We start from the raw sequence: 26,298 nt of genomic DNA, 5'->3' as shown, positions 1-26,298 counted from the left end.
GGGGTTTGAATCGGCAACATACGTTGAACTCCCTTCCAACGATTCTGCCGCGGGGTCTTTACCCGGTTATGGCGCGCAGAATCTGAATCACGCTGGGTACCATCCGAGGTCAGGGGTAGGCTGTTGCGATCAAACATAACGGAATGGATTTCAAAAATATAATGCTATTTGGGCATAAGCTAATATTCTCTACTTTCATTATTAATGAATAATTTTATTCATTTTAATAATGTTTTTTACTGATCGTTCCCACGCTCCGCGTGGGAATGCAGCCTGTGACGCTCCGCGTCGCAAGGTTCGCTGTCGTAGGGCGGGACGCGGAGCGTCCCATGAGGCATTCCCACGCGGAGCGTGGGAACGAGCATTAGTGCGTGAGAGCGAGCAGGGTCAGGCGTGGGTGCGGGTGCTTTTTTCCACGAGGCACATAGGCGTGCCGGAAACCGGCTCCTGCAGGATCTGCACGTGCACGTCGAACACCTGGCGCATCAACTCGGCACTGATCACCTGGGCGGGCGCGCCATCGGCCACCAACTTGCCGGCGTGCATCACCGCCAGATGGTCGGCGTAGCGGCAGGCCTGGTTGATATCGTGCAGTACGGTGATCACGGTTTTGCCCTCGGCGGCCAGTTCGCCCATCAGGTCGAGCAGTTCGACCTGATGGCTGATGTCGAGGTAAGTGGTGGGCTCGTCGAGCAGCACCACCGGCGCGTTTTGCGCCAGCACCATGGCCAGCCAGGCGCGCTGGCGCTGGCCGCCGGACAAATCCGCCAACGCGCGGTCGGCGAGGTTGTCCAGCTCCAGGCGCTGCATGGCTTGGGTCACCTGGGCTTGATCGTTGCCACTCAGGCGCCCCCACAACGAATTATGCGGGCTGCGGCCATAGGCGACCAACTGGCGCACGCTGACGCCTTCGGGCACCGGCAATACCTGCGGTAAAAAGGCGATCTGCCGCGCCAGTTGGCGCGCGGACAAGCTGGCGTAGGCGTGGCCATCCAGGGTCAACTCGCCCTGGGTCGGCTTGAGGATGCGTGCAAACGCCTTGAGCAAGGTGGACTTGCCGCAGCCGTTGGGGCCGATCAGCGCGGTGACGCGACCCGTCGGCGGTGTAAACGAAAGGCCCTGCACAATACGCGTGGCGCCGTAGCCGATATCGAGTTGGTGTGCCTGCAGAATACTCATGTCATCAACCCTTGAACCGTGCCAGCAACCAAAGAAAATACGGTGCGCCGATCACCGCCGTAAGCACGCCCGCCGGGATCTCACTGGGCGCGATCAACGTGCGCCCAAGCGTGTCGGCCAGCACCAGCAATAACGCGCCAATCAACATCGCAGCCGGCAGCAAGTACTGGTGATGCCCGCCCACCAGACGCCGCGCCATGTGCGGTGCGACCAGGCCGATAAAACCAATCGGCCCGATCACGCCGACACCCAGGCTGGTCAGCACCACCGCGCAGGCCATCGCCCACCCGCGGGTGCGGCCAAGCGCAGTGCCCAGGCTGTGGGCGGCCTCATCGCCGAGCGCGATCAGGTTCAAAGGTTTAGCCAGGCACAAGCCCAACGGGATCAACAGCAGAAACGGCAGCACCAGCGCCACATGGTGCCAATTACGGCTCCACAAACTGCCTGTCAGCGCGAGCAATGCGGTGTTGATATCCAACGGGTGGGACAGGATCAAAAACTCGGTGACGCTGGACAAGGTCACCGCAATCGCCACCCCCGACAGCGCAAAACGCACCCCGGAAAAACTCACGCCGGTGTTGTACAGCGCCAGCAGCAAGGCCCCACCGGCACCGCCCAGACAGGCCACCAGCGGCAGCCAGGCAATCGGCAGGTGTGGCCAGCTGATGATCGCCACGGTCAGCGCCAGCCCGGCGCCCTGGGTCACACCGAGAATCTCCGGCGAGGCCAGCGGGTTGCGGATCACGCCCTGCACAATCGCGCCGGCCAGGCCGAAGGCGCAGCCGGCCAGAATGGCGATCAGGCTGCGCGGCAGGCGGTGGTTCCACACTTCAAAATCGAGGGCGTCGTGGGCGAGCAAACGTTCCAGCACGGTGGCCGGCTTGAGCCACACCGTACCGGCGCTGAGGCTCGCCAGCAGTGCCGCCAGCAGCAAGCCCAACAGCAGCCATAAGCGTAATCGTGGCCGAATCATAGGGTGCGCCTGGCAAGAAACAGGAAGAACGGTGCGCCGATCAAAGCAGTGACCACGCCCGCCGGGGTTTCCACTGGAAAGGCCACCGCGCGACTGAGCAAGTCGGCGCCCAGCACGATCACCGCGCCCAATGCCGCGCTGAGCGGAATCAGCCAGCGGTAGTCGTTACCGAGAAACTGGCGAATGATATTCGGCGCGATCAGCCCGACAAAGCCAATGGGGCCGACCGCACAGACGCTGGCGCCCACCAGCAACAAGCTGGCGACAAACACCTGCAAGCGCAGGCTGGCGATACCGACGCCCAACGAGCGCGCGGCGTCTTCGCCAAGGTTGATCAGGTTCAGGCGCGGCGCACACCACAGCGCCCACACGCCGCCGATCAGCGTGCATGGCCAGAGCAGTTGCACCTGGGCCGCTCCCACATTGGCCAGCGACCCGGCCAGCCAGTTCAGCACGCTTTGGGCCTGGGCCTCGACCAGAATCACCGTGAGCCGGGTCAAGGCCGCGCACAGCGCCGCAACCGCCACACCGGCCAACACCAGCCGACCTTGGGCGGTGGTCGGCGACCAAGCGCCGCCCAGGCTGAACACCGTGACCCAGGCCAGCGCACCGCCCAGGCAGGTCATCAACAGGGCGCCACCGGCAAAGGGCGGCGCGACCAAACCGGTGGAAAACAACGCCAATCCCAATGCCGCGCCCGCCGTCACGCCGAACAACGACGGCGATGCCAAGCGGTTGCGGGTGATGCCTTGCATCAGTGCTCCGGCCAGGCCCAGGCAGGCACCGACCAACGCCGCGCACAACGCACGCGGCACGCGCAGCTGCGCCACGATATAGGCCATATTGCCGCCCACGCTGCCCTGATGAACCAGGCCGTTCCAGGCATCCGTCGCAGTGATGGTGAACGGCGACCAGCTGTACAGCGAGTACCAGAACAACACGGCACCCAGCAGCACTATGCCTGCCGCCGCGAAACTGCGCTGCACGGTTATTGGCTCAATACGGCTTTGCCGCCCTTGAGAATCGCCAGGGTATCTTCAGCGATTTGCTCCGACGCCAATACACCTCGGTTACGCGCCCAACTGTCGCCATCGACCTCGGCCACTTGATGATTACGCACCGCGCCGAGCACTTGCCACAACGGCTGCTTGCTCCAGGTGTCGACGATGCTTGGGCGGCGATAGTGACCGACCAGCAACCAGCCAGGGTCAAGCGCGAGCAATTGTTCCAGGCTGACAAACTCAGTCGGCGCGGCCTTGGCGCGTACCGACGGCACTTTCAGGCCGATGGCTTGCAGCACGCTGCCGGCGTAGGAGTCCGGCCCGTGCACGGAAAAACTGTCTTCACGGGCAACCCCGAACAACACGCTGGCACCTGCCGGAATCTGCTTGGCAATCGCCTGCAAGTGCTCCCGGTTCTGGGCGATGCGCGCGTGCATCTGCACGCTTTTGCCCAGGGCCGTGCCGATCAGTTCGGCGGATTTAAGGCTGCCTTCGTAATCTTCCCCACGTGATGGCAGCAACAGGGTCGGCGCGATGCTCGCCAAGTCGCTGTACAAGGCCTGATGACGATTGAGGTCGGCGACGATCAAGTCCGGCTTGAGCCGGGCGATTTCTTCGATGCTCGGTTGCGAACGCAGGCCCACCGACTTCCATTGGCCGATGGCCTGGCGCACACGCGGCAATACGCGGTTGGCATCGCCATCGTCCGCAGCGCCGACCGGCGTGACATCGACGGCGGCGAGGCTGTCGAGAAAGGAAAACTCCAGCACCACCACGCGCTTGGGCGCATCCGGCAGGTGCACCGCGTGCTGGCCGTCATTGAGGTCGATGGGCGCAGCGTGCAACACGCTGGAAGACAACGCCAGGAGGCAGGCGGCAAGGGTCGGGATAGAGCGCAGCATTCGCATGACAAAGACCTCGGCGTTAAAACACCCCGGCTGGACGGGCCGGGGAAAACGGCGGGTACTATTCCATATTGAGGCGACGCAATCAAAAAACATTCTTATTAACGCAGCGATTTTAGGGTGTGGTCTGGCTTGTGTGGGAGCTGGCTTGCCTGCGATAGCATCGACCGGGTCTTACTGACAGACCAAGGTGTCTGTATCGCAGGCAAGCCAGCTCCCACATTGGCCCTCCAACATTGGCCTTCCCCACATAATCCCTGCGTTTAGAAGTCCACCGTGGCCGACAGCAAATAGGTGCGCGGCGTTGACAGGGTCAGGCCCGGCTCACTGTCATCCGAAGCACCCGCCGAACTCCAGTAGCGTTTATCGGCGATGTTCTCGACGTTCGCCCGCAAGGTGATGTGCTTGTCGTCGACCTTGAAGGCATAGCGCGCACCGACGTCGAGGCGGGTCCAGGCGTCGATTTCCTTGACGTTGGACTGGTCCAGGTACTGCGAGCTGGAATAGATACCCCGGCTGGTCAGGGTCAAGCCTTCCACCGTCGGCACATCCCACTCGGCGCCCAGGTTGACGTTGTACTTGGGCGTGGCCGGCGCGCGGTTGCCGTCGAAAGTGCCGTTGGTGGTGTGGGTCAGTTCGCTGTCGATAACCATCACGCCACCCAGCAGGCGCACGCCCTTGAGCGGCTCGCCGAACACGCTCAGTTCCACGCCGTCGTTCTGGCGTTTGCCGTTGGGGCCGAACACCCGCGTAGTGGCGTTGGTTTCGTAGGCCGGTTGCTTGATGCGGAACACCGCAGCCGTCACGGCAAACGTGCCGGCGTCGTATTTGGCGCCTACTTCAACCTGGCGGCTGACAAACGGCGGGAAGATTTCGTCTTCGTTGATTGAGGTCGACGGCGCGATTTTGCCTTGGCTCAGGCCTTCCATGTAGTTGGCGTACAGCGACAGTTTGTCGGTGGCTTTAAACAGGATGCCGCCGGAGGGCGAGACTTTTTCCTCATCGTAGGCCGTAGCGCCTTTGACGTTGTCGGTCCAGTCATCGACCTTGACCCGCTGCCAGCGCGCGCCGAGGGTCAGCAGTAAACGCTCGTCGAAAAAACCCAGAGTATCGGACAGCGCCACGCCACTGAAGCGGTTCTCGGTGTAGACCTTGGAATCCAGGCGTGTCGGCCGTGAAGGGGTTGGGGTTTCTACCGGGTTGTACAGGTTGCTCGGCGCCGCCGCGTAACGGGCGCCGCCGTTTTCAAAGTCCATGTAGAAGTAGCTGGCCGCCAGGTTGATCTCATGGCTGACCGGCCCGGTATGCAACCAACTGCGCACGCCGGCGGTGGCGGTGCGCACGTTTTCGTCGCGGGTGAAATCCCGTGGCAATACGCTGAAATCCCCGGCGTTGTTGGTGACGGACACCGCGTGACGCAAGAAGTCGTGGTTACTTTTACGCGCACCGACGCCGCCATACAGCATCACGTTGTCACTGAGGTCGAACTCGCCGTTAACCGTGCCGAAGGTGTCATCGGTACGGGCTTTGCTCCAGGGCTGTGCGTAGTTATGCCGTACGTCATTGGCGCTCGGCACCCTGGCATTGGCGCCGACTTGTACACGTTCTTGCGGCGCGTCGGTGTCGCGTTCGGTGTGGCCGACATCCGTGGAAAGGCGCAGGCGCTCGCCGCGAAAATCCAGGCCCAGCACCGCCATTTCACGGTCGACGCTCTGGTGATCCCATTCGGTATCGCCGGACTGCTTCACGCCATTGAAACGAATGCCGAACTTATTGTCCTCACCAAAGCGCCGCCCCACGTCCACCGCGCCACCGGCCTGGCTGCCGGAGGCCCAGGTGCCGGTCAGCGAGGTGATGTCCTTGTCGGTGGCGCGCTTGGGCACCACGTTGATCCCGCCGCCCACACTGCCGCGCGGCGAGATGCCGTTGATCAACTGGCTCGGGCCTTTGAGGATGTCGACGCGCTCAGCCATCTCCATGTCGATGGTGTAGGTGGGCAGTACGCCATAGAGGCCGTTGTAGGCCACATCACTGTTGAACAGGCTGAACCCGCGAATGGTGAACTGCTCGTAGCGCCCGCCCGCCGGGTTGGTGGCGCGCACCGACGGGTCGCTGGCGACCAGGTCGCCGAGGGTGCGCGCCTGCTGATTCTTCACCGCATCGGCGGTGTAGGTGGTCATGCTGAACGGGGTTTCCATAAAGTCCCGCGAGCCGAGCAGGCCTTGCGAGCCACGCCGCGCCACCTGGCCACCGGCGTAGGTATCGCCATCGGCCAACCCAGTGGTGCCGACGATGGACGTGGGTGCCAATTGCAGGCTGCCGCTTTCCGGCACCGGCATCAGCCTGTAGGCCTGCGCGCCCATCGGTTGCAATTGCAGGCCCGAGCCCGTCAGTAACTGGGCAAAGCCCTCCTCCACGCCGTATTCACCCGACAAACCGGCGCTGCTGCGACCGCTGACCAGCGCCGGGTCCACCGACAGGTTGACCCCGGCGAGCCCGGCGAAGCGCGTCAATGCGGCGCTCAGGCTACCGGCCGGCACCTGGTAACTGCGGCGGGCGGTGCTGTCTTCGGCATAGCTGAGCGGGACAAACAACGGGCTGGCACCGAGGCTCAGCATCAGGCTCAGGTTCAGCAACGGGCGCAAGCGCATGGGTCGGACTGCGGACATGGAGGGAAGCTCTCGATTTTGTTCACTTACCTGCAATGACAGGCGAGGCGCAAAAAAGGGACAGGCGTTGGCAATTTTTTTCAGCAGATAAAGCCTTCGTCTTGCATAGAGGGCAGCCATTGCTCACGATGTCGCCTGATTTCAATCTCTGCATAAAGGCTCACCGCATGAAGCTATTGCGTAAATGGCGCGAAAAAAAAGCGCGCAAGGCAATACGCGCGCTCTCCCCGCTGGAGCGCTCTACGCAAAAACTGCGCAACCGCTATCCAAACTACAGCTTTGGCATAGGCACCTACGGCGATTTGAAGGTGCACGACTGGCATGAAGGCACGACCCTGCGTGTCGGCGCCTATACCTCGATTGCTGGCAATGTGGACGTGTATTTGGGCGGCCATCATCGCACCGACTGGCTCAGTTGCTACCCCTTCCCCGCCAAGATGAAAAGCCTCGCGCACATTACCGACTTTGGTGGCAGCAAAGGCGACGTGATCATTGGCAATGATTGCTGGATCAGCTCGCACGCGAAAATTCTGTCGGGCGTGACGATCGGCAATGGCGCAGTCGTGGCAGCAGGCGCGATAGTGACCAAGGATGTGGCGCCTTACGCCATCGTCGGCGGCAACCCGGCCAAACATATCCGCTGGCGTTTTGACGAGCCGACTCGGTTGATCCTTGAGCAATCCGCCTGGTGGGATTGGCCGGAGGCGGAGGTGCGTGAGGTGGCGCATTTGCTGTGCAGTACGGATATCGGGCCGTTTGTGGAGTACCTCAGCCAGCGAGAGCGTTCGGCTGGCTGAAGCCTTTAGCGCTTGATCCAGTCAAGATCCACGGCACCTTGAATGCCATCGACCTGGCCTTTGCTGCTGTGCTGCCACCAGTGCCAGCTCTTGCCGTAGCTACTCCAGGTTTCGGGCACCGTCGGCTGCTTGGCATCCCAATTGGCGATCCACAACGGGCACGGGCTGAAATCGTACTTGCGCCACGCCACGCGGTCAGCCCAGATGCTGGGTGACGTGTAGATGTAGGGATGCGCGCCATCGAGTACTTGCGTGCTGAGCAGCGTTACCAGTTCGTGCAAGGCATCGGCCATCTGATCCGGGCTCGCCGTTTCATTGCGCGAGGTTTCTACATCAATAGCCAGGATGTGCTTCCCGACCTCGAAGTTGGCCTCGCAGAGCCGCTGCCGAATATTGGCCAGTTGTTCGCCCGGGGTACTGCTCAGGGCACGAAAGTAGTGGTAAACCCCCGCAGTCAAACCGTGGGCCAGCATCCCGGCAAAGTTTGTTGCAAACCGAGGGTCAGTGTAGGTGCCTCCTTCGGTCATCTTCACAATGGCATGGGTGACACCGGCTGACGCGACGCGGCGCCAGTCGATCTCTCCTTGCCAGCGCGATACATCAATGCCAAGAGCATGGGTGGTTGGGGTTTGCTGTTCACAACTCATGAGTTTCTCCAAGACGCCGGGTGCGTTATGCAACCTTTCATCTCGGATACTTTCATCCTTAGGCGCGGAAAAACCGTATATGAATACTGCCTGCGTAGGGATATCTCGGGTGCACCCGTTCCCAGTCCTGCTTATCTGAGCGCCCAGCGCAGTGAGCCACTCAGCGGGACGAGAAACATCACCGTACTCAGCGGGCTCCACTTAGAAAGTGCAATCACTGAAAGTAGCCGACCAAGAAGCTCGAGCAGATTTGCTATGCACTTGTAAACAGCGAACAAAAAGACCAGAATAAAGACCTATTTAGGAGTCTTATCTATGCAATATATCCTGGCAGATGTGGCGGTGAGCGTTTCCGAACTCAAGAAGAATCCCTCCTCCGTCTTGAGCGACGCCAACGGCCAGGCCGTAGCCGTACTGAACCACAACCGCGTCATGGGCTACATGGTTCCGGCAAATGTCTACGAAGCGATGGTAGAGCGCCTGGACGAGCTGGAGCTGGTGCAACTGGTCAAGGCTCGGCTCGACGCCAACGAAACACCCGTTCGAGTATCCCTCGACGATCTGATTGGCGAGGCGAAGGCAGATATCGCCAATGGCCATTGAGTACGAAGTCGAGTGGGATCCGAAAGCGCTGAAGGAATTGCGTAAGCTCGACGGCACAATCCGCCTCCAGTTCCTGAAAAAGCTCCAGGAGCGGCAGGAAGGCCCGCGAGTACCAGGTGATGCGCTTCACGGCATGAAGGATTGCTACAAGATCAAATTGCGCGGAGCCGGGTATCGGCTGGTGTATCGCGTAGAGGATGAGAGGATTGTCATTCTGGTGCTGGCCGTAGGCAAGCGAGAGCGCAGTTCGGTGTATGAGCAAGCAGGGAAGCGGTAGGCAGATACAAGAAGCCCGGCTCTGGGCCAGGCTATGCTTTTGAAAGCAACCCTCAGCTCTCGGCAGAAGCCATCAAGGCGCTACTCGGCAGTTTTGCGTCGTGCGCTTACCACGAGTTTTTGCGCTTCTTCACCGGTCGTAGTGATCCCTGACACTGCTGCCTCATTAGCAGTGGCAAACCCTTTGAGTCTTTCTGTTTTGGAGTCATAGAACTGTCGAGAGGCCTCTTCAAGCATAGACTCCCGAATCAGTTATCTAAAAGCAGCGCGCATGAAAAAGCCCAACCTTTTCAGATTGGGCTAAATCACTGAATAATATGGTCGGGACGGAGTGATTCGAACACTCGACCCCTAGCACCCCATGCTAGTGCGCTACCGGACTGCGCTACGCCCCGACTAGGCGTGTTACTGGGTTTGCTTCGTAACGAAGCGATCCGGAATATACCGCAAGCTTTTGAAATGTGGAAGTATTTTAAAAGCTTGTATCACTTCTTCAACACCACCAGCACATCTTCGAGTTCGGAGATCATCTGGCGGATCAGTTGTTTGTATTGGGTGGTGTCGTCTTTGGCTTCATCACCGGACATACGCTGGCGCGCGCCGCTGATGGTGAACCCCTGGTCGTACAGCAACGCACGGATCTGTCGGATCATCAGCACGTCCTGGCGCTGATAATACCGACGGTTCCCGGTGCGTTTGACGGGGTTGAGTTGAGGAAACTCCTGCTCCCAATAGCGCAGCACGTGCGGTTTCACCGCACAAAGCTCGCTGACTTCACCGATGGTGAAGTAGCGTTTGCCTGGGATGACGGGTAGTTCGTCGTTATGACTTGGTTCCAGCATAAGCCTCAACTCGGGCCTTCAACTTCTGCCCTGGACGAAAGGTGACCACACGGCGAGCCGTGATCGGGATTTCTTCTCCCGTTTTTGGATTGCGGCCAGGCCGCTGGCGTTTGTCCCGCAGGTCAAAATTGCCGAAACCGGACAATTTGACCTGTTCGTTGTCTTCCAGAGCGTGCCGAATTTCTTCAAAGAACAGCTCGACCAATTCCTTGGCTTCGCGTTTGTTCAGACCCAACTCTTCGTACAGACGTTCCGCCATCTCAGCTTTCGTCAAAGCCCCCATACGTCACTTCCTTAACGTGGCGTTCAACCTTTGTTCGAGCGAGGTGAGGATATTTTGTGTCGTGGTATTCACCTCATCGTCATTAAGAGTGCGCGATGGATGCTGCCAGGTCAAGCCAACTGCAAGGCTTTTTCTATGCGGATCAATGCCTTTACCCTGATAGACGTCAAATAGCCTGAGGTCTGTCAGCCATTCCCCTGCATTTTCACGGATTACGTCCAGAACGGCAGTGGCGGCCACTTCACGGTCGGCGATCAGCGCGAGGTCACGACGCACTTCAGGGAAGCGCGACAACTCGCTGAATTTAGGCATCTTGCCCGACGCCACTTCAGCCAGAACCAGCTCAAAAACGAATACCGGACGGTCCAGACCCAGGGTTTTCGACAGCTCTGGGTGGATGGCACCGACAAAACCCACCAAACGCCCTTCGCGCTCGATACGTGCAGTCTGGCCCGGGTGCAATGCCGGGTGGCTACCAGGCACAAACGTGAAGTCATCCAGTGCACCGGCAAAGCCCAGCACCGCTTCCACATCGGCTTTAACGTCGAAGAAGTCCACGCCATCGCGGCCCTGTGCCCAGCCTTCTGGCAGGCGGCTACCGCAGACAACACCCGCCAGCATCGGCTCTTGCTTGAGGCCGTCGAGTTGGCCGACAAAACGCAGGCCGCTTTCGAACATGCGCACGCGGTCTTGCTGACGGTTCAGGTTATGGGACAGTGCCTTGACCAGACCCGGCCACAGCGACGAACGCATGGCGGCCATGTCATTGGAGATCGGGTTGGCCAACAGCAACGGCTCAACACCTGGGTTGAACAGTTCAAACTGCTTTGGATCGATGAAGCTGTAAGTCACCGCTTCCTGGTAGCCACGGGCAACCAGCAGGCGACGCAACTCCGGCAGGTGCGCACGCGCTTCGGCCTTGGGTTGCGGTGCCAAACGCGCTTGCGGGTAGCGAACCGGCAGGCGGTTGTAGCCGTACAGGCGGGCCAGCTCTTCGATCAGGTCGACTTCCAGGCTGATGTCGAAACGATGGCTTGGCACTTCTACGTGCCACTGCCCTTCCCCACCGGCGGAAATACCCAGGCCGAGTGCGGACAGCAGTTGCTCGATTTGTGCAGGATCAATCACCAGGCCAAGCATTTGCTCGACGCTTTTGGCACGCAGAGTGATCGGTGCAACCGACGGCAGGAACTGCTCGTTGACGGTTTCGGTGATCGGGCCGGCTTCGCCGCCGGTGATTTCCAGCAGCAGGCCAGTGGCGCGCTCCATGGCTTCACGGGCCAGCTTCCAGTCCACACCACGCTCATAGCGGTGCGACGCATCGGTGTGCAGGCCGTAGGAACGGGCCTTGCCAGCGATGGCGATCTGGTCGAAGAACGCGCTCTCAAGAAAAATATCGCGGGTGGTTTCGGACACACCGCTGTGCTCGCCACCCATCACGCCGGCAATCGCCAGGGCGCGGGAATGGTCGGCAATTACCAGAGTGTCGGCGCGCAGGCTGACTTCCTGGCCGTCGAGCAGTACCAGCTTTTCACCTTCTTCGGCCATGCGCACGCGGATGCCGCCATTGATTTCGGCGAGATCGAAGGCGTGCAGCGGTTGGCCCAGCTCCAGCATCACGTAGTTGGTGATGTCCACGGCAGCATCGATGCTGCGCACGTCGGCGCGACGCAGGCGCTCAACCATCCACAGCGGGGTTGGCTTGGACAGGTCGACGTTGCGGATCACACGACCCAGGTAACGTGGGCAGGCGTTTGGCGCCAGTACGTCGATAGGGCGCACTTCGTCATGCACTGCGGCGACTGCGGCAACCACTGGGCGGGTGACCGGGGCGTTGTACAGCGCGCCCACTTCACGGGCCAGACCAGCGAGAGACAGGCAGTCACCCCGGTTTGGGGTCAGGTCGACCTCAATGCTGGCGTCTTCCAGTTCCAGGTAGACACGAATGTCCTGGCCCACTGGCGCATCGGCCGGCAGTTCCATCAGGCCATCATTGCCCTCGCCGACTTGCAGTTCAGCCTGGGAGCACAGCATGCCGTTGGACTCAACGCCACGCAGCTTGGCTTTCTTGATCTTGAAGTCGCCCGGCAGTTCGGCGCCGATCATGGCAAAAGGGATCTTCAGGCCCGGGCGCACGTTAGGCGCTCCGCACACGACCTGGAAGGTTTCTGCGCCGTTACTGACCTGGCACACACGCAGCTTATCGGCATCGGGGTGCTGCTCGGTGCTCAGCACCTCGCCCACCACCACGCCGGTGAAAACACCGGCGGCCGGCGTGACGCTATCGACCTCAAGGCCGGCCATCGACAGACGAGCAACCAACTCGTCGCGATCTACCTGCGGGCTTACCCAGCCACGCAGCCATTGTTCACTGAATTTCATCCTGCTCTCCTAAAGATTCGTTACGACTAGCGAAATTGCGCGAGGAACCGCAAGTCGTTGTCGAAGAACAGACGCAAGTCGTTCACGCCGTAACGCAGCATGGCCAGGCGCTCAACGCCCATGCCGAAGGCAAAGCCCGAGAACTCTTCCGGGTCGATCCCGGACATGCGTAGCACGTTAGGGTGAACCATGCCGCAGCCCATCACTTCCAGCCAGCCGGTCTGCTTGCAGACGCGGCAGCCTTTGCCGCTGCACATCACGCATTCCATGTCGACTTCAGCGGATGGCTCGGTGAACGGGAAGAACGATGGACGGAAACGCACCGCCAGCTCTTTCTCGAAGAACACCCGCAGGAACTCTTCGATGGTGCCTTTGAGGTCGGCGAAATTGATGTCGCGATCGACCAGCAGGCCTTCGACCTGGTGGAACATCGGCGAGTGGGTGATATCCGAGTCGCTGCGGTACACACGGCCTGGGCAGACGATGCGGATCGGCGGTTTGTTCGCTTCCATGGTGCGGACCTGTACCGGCGAGGTATGGGTGCGCAACAGCATGTTCGCGTTGAAATAGAAGGTGTCGTGCATCGACCGGGCCGGGTGATGGCCTGGGATGTTGAGCGCCTCGAAGTTGTGATAGTCGTCTTCGACCTCGGGGCCTTCGGCAATGCCGTAGCCGATGTGGGTGAAGAACTGCTCGATACGTTCCAGAGTCCGGGTGATCGGATGCAGACCGCCCGAGGCCTGGCCACGACCAGGCAGGGTGACGTCAATGGACTCGGCGGCGAGCTTGGCCGCAAGATCGGCCTCCTCGAGCGACGCCTTGCGCGCATTGAGCACCTCGGTGACACGCTCCTTGGCAACGTTGATCAGCGCGCCGACTTGCGGGCGCTCTTCAGCCGGCAAATTCCCCAGGGTCTTCATCACCTGAGTCAATTCACCTTTTTTGCCAAGGTAGTGAACCCGGATTTGCTCCAGGGCATTTACATCTTCAGCGCTATGCACAGCCTCAAGAGCTTGGGCAACGAGCGCATCCAGGTTTTCCATGTACAGACTCCAGATACAAAATAGGGGAAGAGCTTGAAGGCTCTTCCCCTATTTATGACGTTTACCACCTTGGGCTACAGGAGCAGCCCAGGGTGACTGTCGGGGGTACTTAAGCCAAAGTGGCTTTAGCTTTCTCGACAATCGCAGCAAACACCGCTTTTTCGTTCACGGCCAGTTCAGCCAGAACCTTACGGTCGATTTCGATGGACGCTTTTTTCAGGCCAGCGATGAAACGGCTGTAGGACAGACCGTTAACACGTGCACCAGCATTGATACGAGCGATCCACAGAGCGCGGAACTGACGTTTTTTCTGACGACGGTCGCGGTAGGCGTATTGGCCTGCCTTGATTACCGCTTGCTTGGCAACACGGAATACGCGTGAACGCGCGCCGTAGTAGCCTTTAGCAAGTTTCAGAATTTTTTTGTGACGCTTACGGGCAATGACGCCACGCTTTACACGAGCCATGAGTTATTCCTCTATTCTTGACTAAAATTAACGAAGGCGCAGCATGCGCTCGACTTTTGCCACGTCAGACGGATGCAGCAAGCTGCTACCGCGCAGTTGACGCTTACGCTTGGTCGACATTTTGGTCAGAATGTGGCTCTTGAAAGCGTGCTTGTGCTTGATACCGTTAGCAGTTTTCAGAAACCGCTTAGCAGCACCACTTTTAGTTTTCATCTTTGGCATGTTCGGTACTCCGCATTCAGTTGATAAACATAATCAGAAGGCCTGCCGTGCCCTGTTGATTACTTCTTCTTTTTCGGGGCGATGACCATAATAAGCTGGCGTCCTTCCATCTTAGGATGCTGTTCGACCGAACCGTACTCGAGCAGGTCAGCTTCAACCCGCTTGAGGAGTTCCATCCCCAGCTCCTGGTGGGCCATCTCACGGCCGCGGAATCGCAAGGATACCTTGGCCCTGTCCCCATCACTCAGGAAACGTACCAGGTTGCGCAGTTTTACCTGGTAATCCCCTTCCTCCGTCCCTGGACGAAACTTGATTTCTTTTACTTGAATCTGCTTCTGGTTCTTCTTCGCTGCGGCAACCTGTTTCTTCTTCTCGAAGATCGATTTGCCGTAGTCCATCACCCGACAAACAGGTGGGATTGCATCGGCGGAGATTTCCACCAGGTCCAATTTGGACTCTTCAGCAATACGAAGCGCTTCATCAATCGAGACGATGCCAATCTGCTCGCCGTCAGCGCCAATTAACCGAACCTCGCGTGCCGAGATATTCTCGTTGATCGGGGCTTTCGGTGCAGCTCGTTTATCTTGTCTCATTTCACGCTTAATAATAATTACTCCGAATCTGGGCGACCACGCCGGGAAACCGCTTGCGCGAGGAACTCAGCGAACTGGGCGACGGGCATCGAGCCCAGGTCAGCACCTTCACGAGTACGCACAGCGACAGTCTGCATCTCGACTTCCCGATCTCCGATAACCAAAAGATAGGGAACCTTGAGCAAAGTATGCTCACGGATTTTAAAGCCGATCTTTTCATTTCTCAAGTCGGACTTGGCACGAAATCCGCTTTCGTTGAGAGTTTTTTCAACTTCAGCGGCAAAATCGGCCTGTTTATCAGTGATATTCATGATCACTGCCTGGGTCGGAGCCAGCCACGCAGGGAATGCACCCTCGTAGTGCTCGATCAGGATACCGACGAACCGTTCGAACGAGCCGAGGATCGCCCGGTGCAGCATAACCGGGTGCTTACGGCTGTTATCTTCGGAGACGTATTCGGCTCCCAAACGGATCGGCAGGTTAAAATCGAGCTGCAGGGTACCACACTGCCAGACGCGACCAAGGCAATCTTTCAGCGAGAACTCGATCTTCGGACCGTAGAAGGCGCCCTCACCCGGCTGCAGATCGTACGCAAGGCCCGCGCTGTCTAGCGCAGCGGCCAGTGCGGATTCAGCGCGATCCCACAGTTCGTCGGAGCCAACACGTTTTTCCGGACGAGTGGACAGCTTCATCTCGACTTCGGTGAAGCCGAAATCGCGGTAAACGTCCATGGTCAGCTTGATGAACGCGGCGGATTCGGCCTGCATCTGCTCTTCGGTGCAGAAAATGTGGGCGTCGTCCTGGGTGAAGCCACGCACACGCATGATGCCGTGCAGCGCACCCGACGGCTCGTTACGGTGGCAGGCACCGAATTCGGCCAGGCGCATCGGCAACTCGCGGTAGCTCTTCAGGCCCTGATTGAACACCTGCACGTGGCACGGGCAGTTCATCGGCTTGATGGCGTAGTCGCGGTTTTCCGACTGAGTGGTGAACATGTTGTCGGCGTAGTTGGCCCAGTGCCCGGATTTCTCCCACAGGCTACGGTCAACAACCTGAGGCGTCTTGATCTCCAGGTAGCCGTTGTCGCGCTGAACCTTGCGCATGTACTGCTCGAGCACCTGGTACAGGGTCCAGCCGTTCGGGTGCCAGAACACCATGCCCGGCGCTTCTTCCTGGAGGTGGAACAGGTTCAGGCGCTTGCCGATTTTGCGGTGGTCGCGCTTTTCAGCTTCTTCGATGCGCTGGATGTAGGCCGCCAGCTGCTTCTTGTCAGCCCAGGCCGTGCCGTAGATCCGCTGCAATTGCTCGTTCTTCGCGTCACCGCGCCAGTAGGCACCCGACAGCTTGGTCAGCTTGAACGACTTGAGAAAGCGCGTGTTCGGCACGTGCGGGCCACGGCACATGTCGACATATTCTTCGTGGTAATACAGGCCCATGGCCTGCTCGTCCGGCATGTCTTCCACCAGACGCAGCTTGTAGTCTTCGCCACGGGCGGTAAACACGTCGATGACTTCGGCGCGTGGCGTGACCTTCTTGATCACGTCGTAATCTTTTTCGATCAGCGCGTGCATGCGCGCTTCGATAGCCGCCAGGTCGTCCGGAGTGAAGGGACGCTCATAGGCGATATCGTAATAGAAGCCTTCGTCAATGACGGGGCCGATCACCATTTTTGCCGTCGGGTAAAGCTGCTTGACCGCATGGCCGATCAGGTGCGCACAAGAGTGGCGAATGATCTCCAGCCCCTCTTGATCCTTGGGCGTGATGATTTGCAGACTGGCATCAGTGGTAATCAGGTCGCTGGCATCCACCAGCTTGCCGTCGACCTTGCCGGCCACGGTGGCCTTGGCAAGACCTGCACCAATGGATGCGGCGACCTCGGCTACGGAAACCGAATGATCGAATGAACGTTGACTGCCGTCGGGAAGAGTAATAGTTGGCATGGCGCCTCCTCTCCTAGTGGTGACCCCTACCAAAGGTCACGTGGGTTGGGATGAGCCAGTACAAGATCCAACACCAGGCCGTTCAGTGATGAACGCCTGCCTTACAGCGGCAGGAGCCTTTCGGCTAACCGATAATCGAACCAGAGTGACTGGAGTGAACTCAAAGAACATGGCAAGGCGGCAATGGGCGCGCCTGGAAATAGCCAAGCCGAGGATGCTAGCACAGATGAACGGTCATCGCGCCTGCCGCGCCTGATGAAACATAAAATCCCGTGTTTGATGCCTGCAAAAGTGAACTTGGGCTGTACGAAAGCCCTCAAACCCGCTGAGAATCGCTGTTTGCCCACGAATCAAAGGAGCACTTCATGATGCGCTTTACCTCGACCCTCGCTCTCGCCGCTTCCCTGACCCTCCTTTCCCTCGGCGCGCAGGCTGCCGCCCCGTCGAACTGGCCAGCCGGTGCCCGCGACAGCTTCATTGCAGATTGCAGTGCCGCCGCCAGCCAGAACGTTGATGCCAAAACCGCCAAAGACCATTGCGAATGCGGCGCCGACAAGATCAACGCCGAATTGAGCACTGCCGAAATCAAGGAACTCATGACCAACCAGAACGCCAAGCCGGAGCTGAAAAACAAAGCTGTCGCGGCGATTTCGTCCTGCAAAGTCGTGAAGAAAAAATAACCACGACCTCTGATCAGACGGCCATTTGACTGAAAAAACAGCCTGAAAACTGCCATTTCGCACAAATTACGCAGCTTTTACGGCTTTTTTTAACAGCTGATATTTCGCAGCAAAGCCCCGTAAATCGGGGCTTTCAGCCGACCAAGGCACTAAACGCAACGCTATTGATTAGCAAACAATGCCTTGGGGGGGCTTACAAGCCGAACATTTCGACTATGATACCCCGGTGTGCCCAGTTGGCCTGAGCAGCACAGCACTACTGAAAATATATGTTTCTTGGAGATACACCATGTCTAATCGCCAAACCGGCACCGTTAAATGGTTCAACGATGAAAAAGGCTTCGGCTTCATCACTCCTCAAGGTGGCGGTGACGACCTGTTCGTACACTTCAAAGCTATCGAAAGCGACGGTTTCAAAAGCCTGAAAGAAGGCCAAACCGTTTCCTTCGTGGCTGAGAAAGGCCAAAAGGGTATGCAAGCTGCACAGGTTCGCGGCGAGTAATTCTCCGCTGAGCTAAAAAAACCCCGTCCATGTGACGGGGTTTTTTATGGGCGCTGCAAAAGCCGCAGGGCGATCAGCCGCAGTTGACCCGCGTGATCACCAGGTTGTCGTCGGTGTTCAGGTTCAGACGGTCGGAGCGGTATTCCAGGGTGATCATGTCGTTAGGCTTGAGGATCCGTGCGTTCTGCGCGCCGGCACGGGTACGTGCCTGCTCCAGCAATTGAGGCGAGGCTTTCTGGCCGATGGCGAATTCGGCGGCCTTCGATTCGCAGCGGGTGTGACCTGCATCGGCAACGGCGGCATCTTTGCCTGGCTCAGGGGCACCCGGGGTGCTGCAACCCGCCAACGCGAGTGCTGCCAACAAAGTACCGAATGATGCGAGCTTCCAAGGCATGAAGCCTCCTATGAAAAAAATGGACAGAGATCGTGCGACAGCGATCTGGCGGTTTGGTTTCAAGACGTAAATCGCCGAAGGGTAAGTCTGCCTGACTCACGGCGAGCATTCGCCCGATCAATCGTCACCAGATATGAACGAATTCAGTAGATATCGATGTAGTCAAACGGTGGCTTTGGCCAGTTCTGCTGGAGCGCATTGAAAATCTGCCGGACCCAGACCTCATCGCTGGCGGCGACGTTACCAACATAACCCGAACCTTTGGCCCAGGTCTCGAGGCGAAACAGCAGGCCGTCGATGTCGACTCCGCCTACGGCCGTCCCGGACGAAATATAGGCGATTCCGCCCTTGGTCACCCGCAACTGGGTATGTTCGTCGTCACTGGCGCTGGCGAGCAATTGGCGCACGGCATCCAGCGTGAGGTTATCGGGGTTGTTCAAATCGATCTGCACCTGGTGTCCCCGGTAGTTGAATAGGGCAACAGTGTCGCACAGCATCGGCCTCATCCCGAAACGTCTCATGCCTAAGTAGCACTGCCAAACGCTGCGCAAAAATGGTTAACTGCCCCGGTTAGAAGCGCGCTCCAGCGCACTGTCCAGCATTCCAGCCCCGCGAGCCCCGACCATGAGCACTGTAACCCTCCAAGCCGACATCAAAGCCAAGTGGCCTCAAGGACAAAGCTCCTACAGCCCCGGAAGCACGGAGGAGTTGGCCATCATCGGAATCGACCTGCTGGTCAAGGAACTCGGCACGCAAGCCGCACAGGCCTTCATCGGCCAGGTATTCGAGAAATACCCGGCCGACCACATGGGCGCCCACAACCCCGAGCGCGAATAAGACCCGGCCGGCGAGCGCCGACCGGCAAACAGCTTACTTCAGACGGGCCAGGCGCTCGGTCAGCAGATCGAAGAAGCCTTGGGCGTCGCCGTTCTCAACCCAAAATGCGTTCTTCGGCTGCTTGAGGCCGTCATACCAGTCGACTACGGTCTGGCCGAAGGTCGGGCCTTCGCGGCTGTCGATCACCACGTTGACTTCACGGCCGCTGAACAGGGAAGGCTTGAGCAGGTAGGCAATCACGGTAGCGTCATGCACCGGGCCACCCGGGATGCCGTAGTGTTCCATGTCGCCCTTGACGTATTCATTGAGAATATCGCCCACCACCTTGCTCGCATTGTTCTTGATGTCGGCAATCTGTTTCAGACGCGCATCACTGGTCAGTACTTTGTGGGTCACGTCCAGCGGCAGGTAAGTCAGCTTGACGCCACTCTTGAGCACGATTTCAGCCGCAACAGGGTCTGCGAACAGGTTGAACTCAGCTACCGGGGTGATATTGCCGCCATTAAAATGCGCCCCGCCCATCACCACCACTTCCTTGATGCCTTGGGTGATCTCCGGCGCCTGGGTCAACGCCAGTGCCAGGTTGGTCTGTGGGCCGAGCATGGCGATGGTGATGCTATGAGGTTTGGCGGTGCTCAGGGTCTTGATCAGGTAGTCAACGGCATTGCCTTCGGCCAGGCCTTTTTTCGGCTCATGCACGGCGACCCCGGAAATGCCTTCCTTGCCGTGGATGTTCTCCGCATAGATCGGCGTGCGCAGCATGGGTTTTGGCGCGCCGGCGTATACCGGGATGTCCTCGCGCCCTGCCCACTCGCGGGCCAGGCGCGCGTTGCGGGAAGTCTTGTCGAGGCGCACGTTACCGGCGACGGTGGTCAGCGCACGAATGCTCAGCTCCTGCGGGGACGCCATGGCAAACAGCAACGCCACGACGTCATCAGCGCCTGGGTCGGTGTCGATGATCAGGTCGATTTTTTCCGCCGCTTGGGCGCTGGCTGCGGTGAGTGCGGACAAAAGCAGGACACTCCTAAACAGGTTTTTCAGGATTGGGAGACCACGTTGCATGAAACACTCCTTGTCGTAGGGAAACTCTAGAAGGTGACGCCGGACACCAGCGCGATATTGCAATACGGCTGGCACTCGCCCGTGCGCACCACCGCGCGGGCCTTGCGGCTGAGCTGCTTGAACTCTTCATGGCTGACCAAACGGCGCTCGCCCAAGGCGGCCTGTTCGGTCAACACATTGAGCTGCGTCAGCGCAGGTGGCTGCTTGAGCAGGATTTCCTCGGCCAGCACGTGGCTTTCTACCTGCATCTCGCTGAGCACAATGCGCAGGGTGCTGATGAAATCCGGAATGCCCTGGGTCAGCGCCAGGTCGATCAGCTCCACGCCCGGCGGTACCGGCAGGCCAGCATCACCGATCACCAGGATGTCACCATGGCCAAGGGATGCGATCACGCGCGACAGCGCAATATTGAGCAATGGTGTCTTTTTCATGAGGGCATAAAACCTTGTACGTCCTGCAGCGTAGGAATAGAGGGTTGCGCACCGGCCCGCGTGACCGACAGCGCGGCAGCCACCTGGCCGAACCGGATGGCCTCGGCTTCGCTTTTGCCGTTGGCCAGCGCCGCGGCAAAACCACCGACAAAGGTGTCACCGGCAGCCGTGGTGTCCACCGCCTTGACCTTGGGCGCCTGCAAATGCTCGAAGCCTTTGCCATCGGCAAACAACGCGCCCTGGGCACCCAGGGTGATGATGACTTTGCCGGCGCCCGCCTTGAGCAGCTGCGTCGCAGCCACCTTGGCGCTGTCGAGGGAATCGACCGTCACGCCACTCAGGGCGCTGGCTTCGCTTTCGTTGGGGATCAGGTAATCGATCGAGGCATACCATTCCTCCGGCAGCGGGCCACTGGCCGGCGCCGGGTTGAGGATCACGGTCTTGCCCAACTCATGACCGCGCTTGAGCGCCTGACCAACCGTGTCCATCGGCACTTCCAGCTGACAGACGATGACGTCTGCCGCCTGCACGACCGCATCAGCTGCCTGCAACGACGCAGGCGTGAGCTCACCGTTGCTGCCGGCCACGATCACAATCGCGTTCTGGCTGCTGTCATCCACCACGATCAACGCCACGCCGCTGGAGCCATCCACCGTGCTGACGGCCTGGCAATCGATACCCTCCACCAGCAACGCGTCACGCAATTGCGCGCCGTAGGCGTCCGTGCCCACACAGCCGATCATCGCCACCTCAACGCCAAGGCGTGCAGAGGCCACCGCCTGGTTGGCGCCCTTGCCACCCGGAACGGTGGAGAACGTCTGGCCGATCAGGGTTTCACCGGCGCGCGGCAAGCGACTGGCGCGGGTCACCAGGTCCATGTTCAAGCTGCCTATTACCACTACTTTTGCTGGCATACATCAGTACTCATCAATTCGGTTCAGCGGTATTGGGCGAACACACCGGCAAACGACGCCGTCGACTCACGCAAAACAATGCTCGGCGTCACGATGCGCTGATCGATCGGCAGTTGGGGTGTTGCAATTCGTCGCAGTAAAAGCTCGGCCGCCGTCTCGCCCAGTTGCACGATCGACTGCCCGACCGTCGTCAGCGCCGGGTACACGTAACGGCCCATTTGAATATCGTCAAAACCAATCACCGACAGCTCGCCTGGCACGCGAATATTGCGTTCGGCTGCTGCACGCAACACGCCGAAACCAATCATATCGTTACTGGCGAAAATCGCGCTGGGCGGGTTTTCCGACAGCAGCTGTACCGCCGCCGCATAACCACCGGTGCTGGTGAAGTCGCTTTCCTGGGTGCGATTGGCTGCCACTTCCACGCCCGCCTCACGCAGCGCACGGTGATAGCCGGCCAGGCGCATTTGCGCCACGCGTGTATGACTGGGGCCACCAATGCAGGCGATGTCGCGGTGACCGAGCTCCAGCAAATGCCGGGTCGCCAGGTAGGCACCCTGCTCATGGTCAATGCGCACCAGGTCGACATCAATGCCGTCCAGTGCGCGGTCGACAATCACCATGGGCGTGCGCACCGCGCTCAAGCCTGCGGCGAGGCCACTGTCGTCGCCGCCTACCGAAGTCACGATCAGGCCGTCGATGCGCTTTTCCAGCAACACGCGCAAATAGCTGCGCTGCTTTTCGGCGTTGTCGTCGGAGTTGCAGAGGATCACGCAATAGCCATTACGCTCGCAGTAATCCTCGATACCCCGCGCCAGCTCGGCAAAATACGGGTTAAGGCTGTTGGGTACCAGCAGGCCGATGGTCGCAGTGGTCTTGGCCTTGAGCGAGCGCGCGACGGCACTCGGCACGTAGTCCAGTTGCTTGATCGCCGCTTCCACCTTGATGCGCACAGGCTCGCTGACCGGCCGCGTCTTGTTCACCACATGGGACACGGTGGTGTAGGAAATACCTGCAAGCGCGGCCACATCCTTGATCGTTGCCATGGTTCAGCCCCGCCGACTGGCGCGCTGGCTGCGGTAGGTGTCGAGGACCACGGCAATCACGATTACCGCGCCGGTAATGATGCGTTTGGTGGGCTCCGTCGCGCCGATCTGCGCAAGGCCGGCGGCCAGCACCGAAATAATCAGCACACCGAAGAAGGTGCTGATAACCGACCCACGCCCACCCATCAGGCTGGTGCCGCCGATCACCACGGCGGCGATCACTTGCAGCTCCAGGCCGGAGCCGGCATTCGGGTCCGCCGCTTCCAGGCGTGAAATCTGGAACAGTGCCGCCACCCCGGCCAGCAGGCCCATCAGGCTGAACACCAGGATCTTGTAGGGCTTGGGGTTAATACCGGCCAGGCGCACGGCTTCTTCGTTGGTGCCGATGCCGATCAGGTAACGGCCGAATACCGTACGGGTCAACACCAGCTGAGCGGCGATGATCACCAACAGGGCAATGATGAACGACGGCGAAATCCCGAAAGCCACCGGGTTCGACAGCCAGGCATAGGAGTCACCGATATAGGCGGTGCGCGAGCCGGTCATCTGGTAGGCCACGCCACGCGCCATTTCCAGCACACCAAGGGACACGATAAACGACGGAATGCGCCAGGCCACGGTAATCGAACCGGTGATGGTGCCTGCCAGTGCGGCGCAGCCCATCCCCAGCAACGCGGCCGGCAACACACTCCAGCCCCAGCCGAGAATCGCCACACTGACCGCCGAGGCAGCCAATGCCAGCACCGAGCCCACCGACAGGTCGATGCCGCCGATGATCAGGATGAACGTCATGCCCACGGCCAGCACCATCAGGTCCGGGATCTGGTTGGCCAGGGTGCTGAAGGTGTCATAGGACAGGAAGTGGTCGCTGAGCACCGAGAACAGCGCAATCATCGCGAGCAAGGCGCCGGCCAGCCCCAGGTAGGTGCCCAGGCCGTAGAAGTTGCCGCCGGTTTTGCCCGGGGAAGAGGTGGTTTTCATGGGGTTTCCCTAAGCACTGCGTCGTTGAGCAGCGCGTCACGTTTCTGATAGCCGGCAAAGGCGGCGGCGAGCAATTCGTCCTGGGTCCAGCTGTCGCGCTCGAAGGTCTCGATCAGGCGCCCGGCGGACAGCACACCGATGCGATCACAGATCAGCATCAATTCGCGCAGGTCACTCGATACCACCACCAGCGCTTTGCCCTGGCGCGTCAATTCGCCGAGCAAGGCATAAATGTCGAACTTGGCGCCGACGTCGATGCCACGGGTTGGCTCATCGAACAGCATGACCGCGCAGTCGCGCTCCAGCCAGCGGCCAATCACGACCTTCTGCTGGTTGCCGCCCGACAACTCGGACACCAACTGCGCCGGGCTGGAACTGCGGATGCGCATGGCGTCGATCTGGCGCTTGGCCAGGGCGGTTTCGTCGCGGCTGTTGACCACGCCGCCACCGGAGATTTCCGGCATGTTACCCAAGGCAATGTTGGCGCTGATGGATTGGGTCAGCAGCAGGCCTTCGCCCTTGCGGTCTTCGGTGATCAGCGCGATGCCATGGCCCACTGCGTCCACCGGCGAGCGAATGCTCACCACCTGGGCTGGCGAACCCAGGGCCACGGTGCCGCTGTCGGCCAGGTCGGCACCGAAGATAAGACGCAGCAACTCCGTACGGCCGGCGCCGATCAGGCCGGAAATGCCATAGATCTCACCGGCACGCACCTCAAAGGACACATCGCGAACCTTGTCCGAACGGGTCAAGCCTTTGACCGTCAGCGCCGGGCCGCCGATGGTGCGCGGCCCCAGGTCGATGTGCTCACCCAGCTCGCGGCCGACCATCAAGGTCACCAGCTGCTCGCTGTTGTAATTGGCCATCGGCTCGACGCACACCAGCTTGCCGTCGCGCAGTACTGCGATGCGCTGGGCAACCCGGGCGAGTTCTTCAAGCCGGTGGGAAATATAAATAATCGCCACGCCCCGAGCCTGCAGACGGGTGATTTGTTCAAAAAGCATCTCGACTTCACGGGCCGTGAGCATGGCCGTGGGCTCGTCGAGGATCAGTACATGGCAGTCGCCGATCAGGTTGCGGGCGATCTCGACCATCTGTTGATGGCCAATGCCCAGCGTTCCAACCAAAGTGTCCGGGTCGATCGCATCCAGGCCCACCTGGGCCATGGCTTCAATTGCGGCTTTACGCAGTTGTTTGCGGTTGATCCAGCCACAGTTGCGGGGCAGGTTGTCCAGGAACAGGTTTTCGGCCACGGTCAGGGTCGGCAACAGGTTGAGTTCCTGCATGACCATGCGCACGCCCAGCTCTTCAGCCTGGGTGCGGCTGCCGGGCCGGTAATCCTGGCCATTGAACTGCATGTGCCCGGTAGTCGGCGTGACCAGCCCGCCGATGATTTTCGACAAGGTGCTTTTACCTGCGCCGTTCTCACCGGTCAGCGCCAGCACTTCCCCGCGATTGAGCGTCAGGGTGATGTCGGACAGCACCGGTTGGGCATAGGTCTTGCCGATACCGCTGACCGAGAGGACAGCGTTCGGGGCGGAAGATGACATAGGAAAATCTCCAGGCGCCCGCTCAGGACGAGCGGGCGCTGTTGGGTGCTGCCAGGATTACTTCTTGAGGACGAGTTCGACCGGGGTTTCGATCATGCCGTCAACCGCGTCGACTTTTTCACCCTTGATCAGCTTCAGCGCGTTCTGGATACCGAACACCGCTTGCTGGGCAGCAGCCTGGTCGGCCGTTGCGAGTACACGGCCGTCTTGCAGCATCGGCTTGATAGCTTCGATGTTGTCATAGCCTACAACCAGTACTTTGCCTGCCTTGCCTGCGCCACGCACGGCGGAGACGGCGCCCAGTGCCATGTTGTCGTTACCGGCCAGCAGTGCCTTGATGTTCGGGTTTGCCTGGAGCATCGCCGCGGCAATCGAGTTGCCCTTGTCGATTTCCCACTCACCGGACTGGGTAGACACGATTTTCATGCCAGCGGCATCCATCGCATCCTTGAACCCCGCGGTGCGTTGCTGGGCGTTGGTGGTGGTGGATACGCCTTCGATGATGGCGACTTCATCACCCTTGGTGAGGTGCTTGGCCAGTTCTTCACCGACCAGGCGCGCGCCCTTGCGGTTGTCAGGGCCTACGAAGGGGATATTCAAGGATTTGCTTTTCAGCACGTCGACATCCAGGCGGTTATCGATGTTGACGATTTTGATGCCTTTATCGGAGGCCTTTTTCAACACGGTGACCAGCGCTTTGGAATCAGCCGGAGCGATCACGATGGCGTTTACTTTGGCGAGGATCATCTGGTTGACGATATCGATCTGCGCGCTGGTGTCGGTTTCGTTCTTGATCCCGTTGGTGATCATGTCGAAATCGGCAGCGTGTTCTTTCTGATAAGTCTTGGCGCCGTCCTGCATGGTCACGAAAAATTCGTTGGCCAGGGACTTCATCACCAGGCCGACCTTGGGTTTGGCGGCGGCGTCATCGGCAAAGGCAGAGGAAAGGGGCAGAGCAGCGGATGCGGCGGCAAGCACAGCGACAGCAAGAAGACGTCCAGCAAATGGCAGCTTCATGGGTTCACTCCGATCTTATGATTATTGTGAGCAACGCTTGCACTGTGAAACATCTCGCAAACG

General features: G+C 59.7%; 29 protein-coding genes and 1 tRNA gene. 6 read left to right on the top strand and 24 right to left on the bottom strand.

Annotated elements, in window-relative coordinates; all coding sequences use genetic code 11:
- Window positions 1-387: 387 nt before the first annotated feature.
- The 5 genes from fecE to BFP92_RS03680 form a co-directional block, all read right to left on the bottom strand.
- Entirely contained in the window at window positions 388-1,179 is a 792-nt protein-coding gene (gene fecE, locus BFP92_RS03700; RefSeq protein ID WP_065911869.1) for a Fe(3+) dicitrate ABC transporter ATP-binding protein FecE, read from the bottom strand.
- A gap of 4 nt (window positions 1,180-1,183) precedes the next feature.
- Window positions 1,184-2,152, bottom strand: coding sequence for an iron chelate uptake ABC transporter family permease subunit (locus tag BFP92_RS03695; protein ID WP_065911867.1), 969 nt, complete (start codon window positions 2,150-2,152; stop codon window positions 1,184-1,186).
- Window positions 2,149-3,138, bottom strand: coding sequence for an iron-dicitrate ABC transporter permease FecC (fecC, locus tag BFP92_RS03690; RefSeq protein WP_065911865.1), 990 nt, complete (start codon window positions 3,136-3,138; stop codon window positions 2,149-2,151). Before fecC ends, BFP92_RS03695 begins: the two co-directional genes overlap by 4 nt.
- Window positions 3,139-3,140: 2 nt before the next feature.
- On the bottom strand, window positions 3,141-4,061 hold the full coding sequence (locus tag BFP92_RS03685; protein WP_065911863.1) for a Fe(3+) dicitrate ABC transporter substrate-binding protein FecB: 921 nt from the start codon (window positions 4,059-4,061) through the stop codon (window positions 3,141-3,143).
- A 260-nt stretch (window positions 4,062-4,321) separates the two neighbouring features.
- Window positions 4,322-6,727: a TonB-dependent receptor gene (locus BFP92_RS03680; RefSeq protein WP_065911861.1), complete on the bottom strand. Its 2,406-nt coding sequence runs from the start codon at window positions 6,725-6,727 to the stop codon at window positions 4,322-4,324.
- 167 nt (window positions 6,728-6,894) lie between these two features.
- Between BFP92_RS03680 and BFP92_RS03675 the strand changes: the two genes are divergently transcribed.
- Window positions 6,895-7,524, top strand: coding sequence for a CatB-related O-acetyltransferase (locus BFP92_RS03675; protein WP_065911859.1), 630 nt, complete (start codon window positions 6,895-6,897; stop codon window positions 7,522-7,524).
- 5 nt (window positions 7,525-7,529) lie between these two features.
- Here BFP92_RS03675 and BFP92_RS03670 read toward each other — a convergent pair whose 3' ends face one another.
- Complete coding sequence (locus BFP92_RS03670; RefSeq protein ID WP_065911857.1) at window positions 7,530-8,171, bottom strand: glycoside hydrolase family 25 protein; 642 nt, start codon at window positions 8,169-8,171, stop codon at window positions 7,530-7,532.
- A gap of 315 nt (window positions 8,172-8,486) precedes the next feature.
- On the opposite strand from BFP92_RS03670, the gene BFP92_RS03665 reads away from it, so the two are divergent.
- Window positions 8,487-8,774, top strand: a complete 288-nt coding sequence (locus BFP92_RS03665; RefSeq protein ID WP_065911856.1) for a type II toxin-antitoxin system Phd/YefM family antitoxin — start codon at window positions 8,487-8,489, stop codon at window positions 8,772-8,774.
- Window positions 8,770-9,051, top strand: coding sequence for a type II toxin-antitoxin system RelE family toxin (locus BFP92_RS03660; RefSeq protein ID WP_065911920.1), 282 nt, complete (start codon window positions 8,770-8,772; stop codon window positions 9,049-9,051). The genes BFP92_RS03665 and BFP92_RS03660 overlap by 5 nt, the downstream gene beginning before the upstream one ends.
- 317 nt (window positions 9,052-9,368) lie before the next feature.
- Here BFP92_RS03660 and BFP92_RS03655 read toward each other — a convergent pair.
- The 9 genes from BFP92_RS03655 to thrS all read right to left on the bottom strand — a co-directional run bounded on the left by BFP92_RS03655 (window position 9,369) and on the right by thrS (window position 16,821).
- Window positions 9,369-9,445: transfer RNA gene (locus BFP92_RS03655), tRNA-Pro, on the bottom strand.
- Between the two features lie 90 nt (window positions 9,446-9,535).
- Window positions 9,536-9,892, bottom strand: a complete 357-nt coding sequence (locus BFP92_RS03650; RefSeq protein ID WP_003174972.1) for a MerR family transcriptional regulator — start codon at window positions 9,890-9,892, stop codon at window positions 9,536-9,538.
- Window positions 9,873-10,175 carry an integration host factor subunit alpha gene (gene ihfA / locus BFP92_RS03645; protein WP_002553164.1) on the bottom strand — a complete coding sequence of 101 codons (303 nt, stop codon included), beginning with the start codon at window positions 10,173-10,175 and terminating at the stop codon, window positions 9,873-9,875. Before ihfA ends, BFP92_RS03650 begins: the two co-directional genes overlap by 20 nt.
- 3 nt (window positions 10,176-10,178) lie before the next feature.
- Window positions 10,179-12,557 (bottom strand): phenylalanine--tRNA ligase subunit beta, encoded by a 2,379-nt coding sequence (gene pheT, locus BFP92_RS03640; protein ID WP_065911851.1) that lies wholly within the window; start codon window positions 12,555-12,557, stop codon window positions 10,179-10,181.
- 26 nt (window positions 12,558-12,583) lie between these two features.
- Window positions 12,584-13,600: a phenylalanine--tRNA ligase subunit alpha gene (gene pheS / locus BFP92_RS03635; protein ID WP_034117607.1), complete on the bottom strand. Its 1,017-nt coding sequence runs from the start codon at window positions 13,598-13,600 to the stop codon at window positions 12,584-12,586.
- A gap of 109 nt (window positions 13,601-13,709) precedes the next feature.
- Window positions 13,710-14,066: a 50S ribosomal protein L20 gene (gene rplT / locus BFP92_RS03630; protein WP_003174975.1), complete on the bottom strand. Its 357-nt coding sequence runs from the start codon at window positions 14,064-14,066 to the stop codon at window positions 13,710-13,712.
- Window positions 14,067-14,093: 27 nt separating this feature from the next.
- Window positions 14,094-14,288, bottom strand: coding sequence for a 50S ribosomal protein L35 (gene rpmI / locus BFP92_RS03625; protein ID WP_002553160.1), 195 nt, complete (start codon window positions 14,286-14,288; stop codon window positions 14,094-14,096).
- A gap of 59 nt (window positions 14,289-14,347) precedes the next feature.
- Window positions 14,348-14,899 carry a translation initiation factor IF-3 gene (infC, locus tag BFP92_RS03620; RefSeq protein WP_015884933.1) on the bottom strand — a complete coding sequence of 184 codons (552 nt, stop codon included), beginning with the start codon at window positions 14,897-14,899 and terminating at the stop codon, window positions 14,348-14,350.
- Window positions 14,899-16,821 carry a threonine--tRNA ligase gene (thrS, locus tag BFP92_RS03615; protein ID WP_065911849.1) on the bottom strand — a complete coding sequence of 641 codons (1,923 nt, stop codon included), beginning with the start codon at window positions 16,819-16,821 and terminating at the stop codon, window positions 14,899-14,901. The genes infC and thrS overlap by 1 nt, the downstream gene beginning before the upstream one ends.
- A gap of 365 nt (window positions 16,822-17,186) precedes the next feature.
- On the opposite strand from thrS, the gene BFP92_RS03610 reads away from it, so the two are divergent.
- Window positions 17,187-17,501 carry a hypothetical protein gene (locus tag BFP92_RS03610; protein WP_083221690.1) on the top strand — a complete coding sequence of 105 codons (315 nt, stop codon included), beginning with the start codon at window positions 17,187-17,189 and terminating at the stop codon, window positions 17,499-17,501.
- 289 nt (window positions 17,502-17,790) lie between these two features.
- Entirely contained in the window at window positions 17,791-18,003 is a 213-nt protein-coding gene (locus BFP92_RS03605) for a cold-shock protein (protein WP_003234260.1), read from the top strand.
- Between the two features lie 73 nt (window positions 18,004-18,076).
- On the opposite strand, the gene BFP92_RS03600 is transcribed toward BFP92_RS03605, so the two are convergent.
- A complete protein-coding gene (locus BFP92_RS03600; RefSeq protein WP_017138776.1) occupies window positions 18,077-18,397 on the bottom strand; it encodes an I78 family peptidase inhibitor in 321 nt (106 codons plus the stop codon).
- Window positions 18,398-18,540: 143 nt separating this feature from the next.
- Entirely contained in the window at window positions 18,541-18,849 is a 309-nt protein-coding gene (locus BFP92_RS03595; protein ID WP_065911918.1) for a hypothetical protein, read from the bottom strand.
- Between the two features lie 172 nt (window positions 18,850-19,021).
- On the opposite strand from BFP92_RS03595, the gene BFP92_RS03590 reads away from it, so the two are divergent.
- Window positions 19,022-19,234 carry a hypothetical protein gene (locus BFP92_RS03590; RefSeq protein ID WP_056861277.1) on the top strand — a complete coding sequence of 71 codons (213 nt, stop codon included), beginning with the start codon at window positions 19,022-19,024 and terminating at the stop codon, window positions 19,232-19,234.
- A 33-nt stretch (window positions 19,235-19,267) separates the two neighbouring features.
- Here the strand turns inward: BFP92_RS03590 and BFP92_RS03585 are convergent, their stop codons facing one another.
- The 7 genes from BFP92_RS03585 to BFP92_RS03555 are packed head-to-tail and all read right to left on the bottom strand — an operon-like array spanning window position 19,268 to window position 26,235.
- Entirely contained in the window at window positions 19,268-20,296 is a 1,029-nt protein-coding gene (locus tag BFP92_RS03585; protein WP_065911846.1) for a nucleoside hydrolase, read from the bottom strand.
- 26 nt (window positions 20,297-20,322) lie between these two features.
- Complete coding sequence (rbsD, locus tag BFP92_RS03580; RefSeq protein WP_065911844.1) at window positions 20,323-20,727, bottom strand: D-ribose pyranase; 405 nt, start codon at window positions 20,725-20,727, stop codon at window positions 20,323-20,325.
- Window positions 20,724-21,641 (bottom strand): ribokinase, encoded by a 918-nt coding sequence (gene rbsK / locus BFP92_RS03575; protein ID WP_065911840.1) that lies wholly within the window; start codon window positions 21,639-21,641, stop codon window positions 20,724-20,726. Before rbsK ends, rbsD begins: the two co-directional genes overlap by 4 nt.
- A 23-nt stretch (window positions 21,642-21,664) precedes the next feature.
- Window positions 21,665-22,687 (bottom strand): LacI family DNA-binding transcriptional regulator, encoded by a 1,023-nt coding sequence (locus BFP92_RS03570; protein WP_065911836.1) that lies wholly within the window; start codon window positions 22,685-22,687, stop codon window positions 21,665-21,667.
- A 3-nt stretch (window positions 22,688-22,690) separates the two neighbouring features.
- On the bottom strand, window positions 22,691-23,668 hold the full coding sequence (locus BFP92_RS03565; RefSeq protein ID WP_017138769.1) for an ABC transporter permease: 978 nt from the start codon (window positions 23,666-23,668) through the stop codon (window positions 22,691-22,693).
- Entirely contained in the window at window positions 23,665-25,218 is a 1,554-nt protein-coding gene (locus tag BFP92_RS03560; RefSeq protein WP_065911833.1) for a sugar ABC transporter ATP-binding protein, read from the bottom strand. Before BFP92_RS03560 ends, BFP92_RS03565 begins: the two co-directional genes overlap by 4 nt.
- Window positions 25,219-25,275: 57 nt before the next feature.
- On the bottom strand, window positions 25,276-26,235 hold the full coding sequence (locus BFP92_RS03555) for a sugar ABC transporter substrate-binding protein (protein ID WP_065911831.1): 960 nt from the start codon (window positions 26,233-26,235) through the stop codon (window positions 25,276-25,278).
- Window positions 26,236-26,298 lie beyond the last annotated feature (63 nt).

Source organism: Pseudomonas sp. 58 R 3 (assembly GCF_900006605.1).
GTDB lineage: Bacteria > Pseudomonadota > Gammaproteobacteria > Pseudomonadales > Pseudomonadaceae > Aquipseudomonas > Aquipseudomonas salomonii.
Note: the sequence above shows the minus strand (reverse complement) of the source record. Positions and strands in the feature narration are given on the sequence as shown.

Excerpts from the sequence above, each read along its gene's own strand:
- BFP92_RS03585 (WP_065911846.1), bottom strand. The coding sequence starts at position 20,296 with ATGCAACGTGGTCTCCCAATCCTGAAAAACCTGTTTAGGAGTGTCCTG.
- BFP92_RS03680 (WP_065911861.1), bottom strand. The coding sequence starts at position 6,727 with ATGTCCGCAGTCCGACCCATGCGCTTGCGCCCGTTGCTGAACCTGAGC.
- BFP92_RS03565 (WP_017138769.1), bottom strand. The coding sequence starts at position 23,668 with ATGAAAACCACCTCTTCCCCGGGCAAAACCGGCGGCAACTTCTACGGC.
- fecE (WP_065911869.1), bottom strand. The coding sequence starts at position 1,179 with ATGAGTATTCTGCAGGCACACCAACTCGATATCGGCTACGGCGCCACG.
- rplT (WP_003174975.1), bottom strand. The coding sequence starts at position 14,066 with ATGGCTCGTGTAAAGCGTGGCGTCATTGCCCGTAAGCGTCACAAAAAA.
- BFP92_RS03590 (WP_056861277.1), top strand. The coding sequence starts at position 19,022 with ATGAGCACTGTAACCCTCCAAGCCGACATCAAAGCCAAGTGGCCTCAA.
- BFP92_RS03570 (WP_065911836.1), bottom strand. The coding sequence starts at position 22,687 with ATGGCAACGATCAAGGATGTGGCCGCGCTTGCAGGTATTTCCTACACC.
- BFP92_RS03675 (WP_065911859.1), top strand. The coding sequence starts at position 6,895 with ATGAAGCTATTGCGTAAATGGCGCGAAAAAAAAGCGCGCAAGGCAATA.
- BFP92_RS03670 (WP_065911857.1), bottom strand. The coding sequence starts at position 8,171 with ATGAGTTGTGAACAGCAAACCCCAACCACCCATGCTCTTGGCATTGAT.
- BFP92_RS03560 (WP_065911833.1), bottom strand. The coding sequence starts at position 25,218 with ATGTCATCTTCCGCCCCGAACGCTGTCCTCTCGGTCAGCGGTATCGGC.
- BFP92_RS03695 (WP_065911867.1), bottom strand. The coding sequence starts at position 2,152 with ATGATTCGGCCACGATTACGCTTATGGCTGCTGTTGGGCTTGCTGCTG.
- rbsK (WP_065911840.1), bottom strand. The coding sequence starts at position 21,641 with ATGCCAGCAAAAGTAGTGGTAATAGGCAGCTTGAACATGGACCTGGTG.
- rbsD (WP_065911844.1), bottom strand. The coding sequence starts at position 20,727 with ATGAAAAAGACACCATTGCTCAATATTGCGCTGTCGCGCGTGATCGCA.
- BFP92_RS03665 (WP_065911856.1), top strand. The coding sequence starts at position 8,487 with ATGCAATATATCCTGGCAGATGTGGCGGTGAGCGTTTCCGAACTCAAG.
- pheT (WP_065911851.1), bottom strand. The coding sequence starts at position 12,557 with ATGAAATTCAGTGAACAATGGCTGCGTGGCTGGGTAAGCCCGCAGGTA.
- BFP92_RS03555 (WP_065911831.1), bottom strand. The coding sequence starts at position 26,235 with ATGAAGCTGCCATTTGCTGGACGTCTTCTTGCTGTCGCTGTGCTTGCC.
- rpmI (WP_002553160.1), bottom strand. The coding sequence starts at position 14,288 with ATGCCAAAGATGAAAACTAAAAGTGGTGCTGCTAAGCGGTTTCTGAAA.
- thrS (WP_065911849.1), bottom strand. The coding sequence starts at position 16,821 with ATGCCAACTATTACTCTTCCCGACGGCAGTCAACGTTCATTCGATCAT.
- BFP92_RS03650 (WP_003174972.1), bottom strand. The coding sequence starts at position 9,892 with ATGCTGGAACCAAGTCATAACGACGAACTACCCGTCATCCCAGGCAAA.
- BFP92_RS03600 (WP_017138776.1), bottom strand. The coding sequence starts at position 18,397 with ATGCCTTGGAAGCTCGCATCATTCGGTACTTTGTTGGCAGCACTCGCG.
- BFP92_RS03605 (WP_003234260.1), top strand. The coding sequence starts at position 17,791 with ATGTCTAATCGCCAAACCGGCACCGTTAAATGGTTCAACGATGAAAAA.
- BFP92_RS03610 (WP_083221690.1), top strand. The coding sequence starts at position 17,187 with ATGATGCGCTTTACCTCGACCCTCGCTCTCGCCGCTTCCCTGACCCTC.
- ihfA (WP_002553164.1), bottom strand. The coding sequence starts at position 10,175 with ATGGGGGCTTTGACGAAAGCTGAGATGGCGGAACGTCTGTACGAAGAG.
- pheS (WP_034117607.1), bottom strand. The coding sequence starts at position 13,600 with ATGGAAAACCTGGATGCGCTCGTTGCCCAAGCTCTTGAGGCTGTGCAT.
- BFP92_RS03685 (WP_065911863.1), bottom strand. The coding sequence starts at position 4,061 with ATGCGAATGCTGCGCTCTATCCCGACCCTTGCCGCCTGCCTCCTGGCG.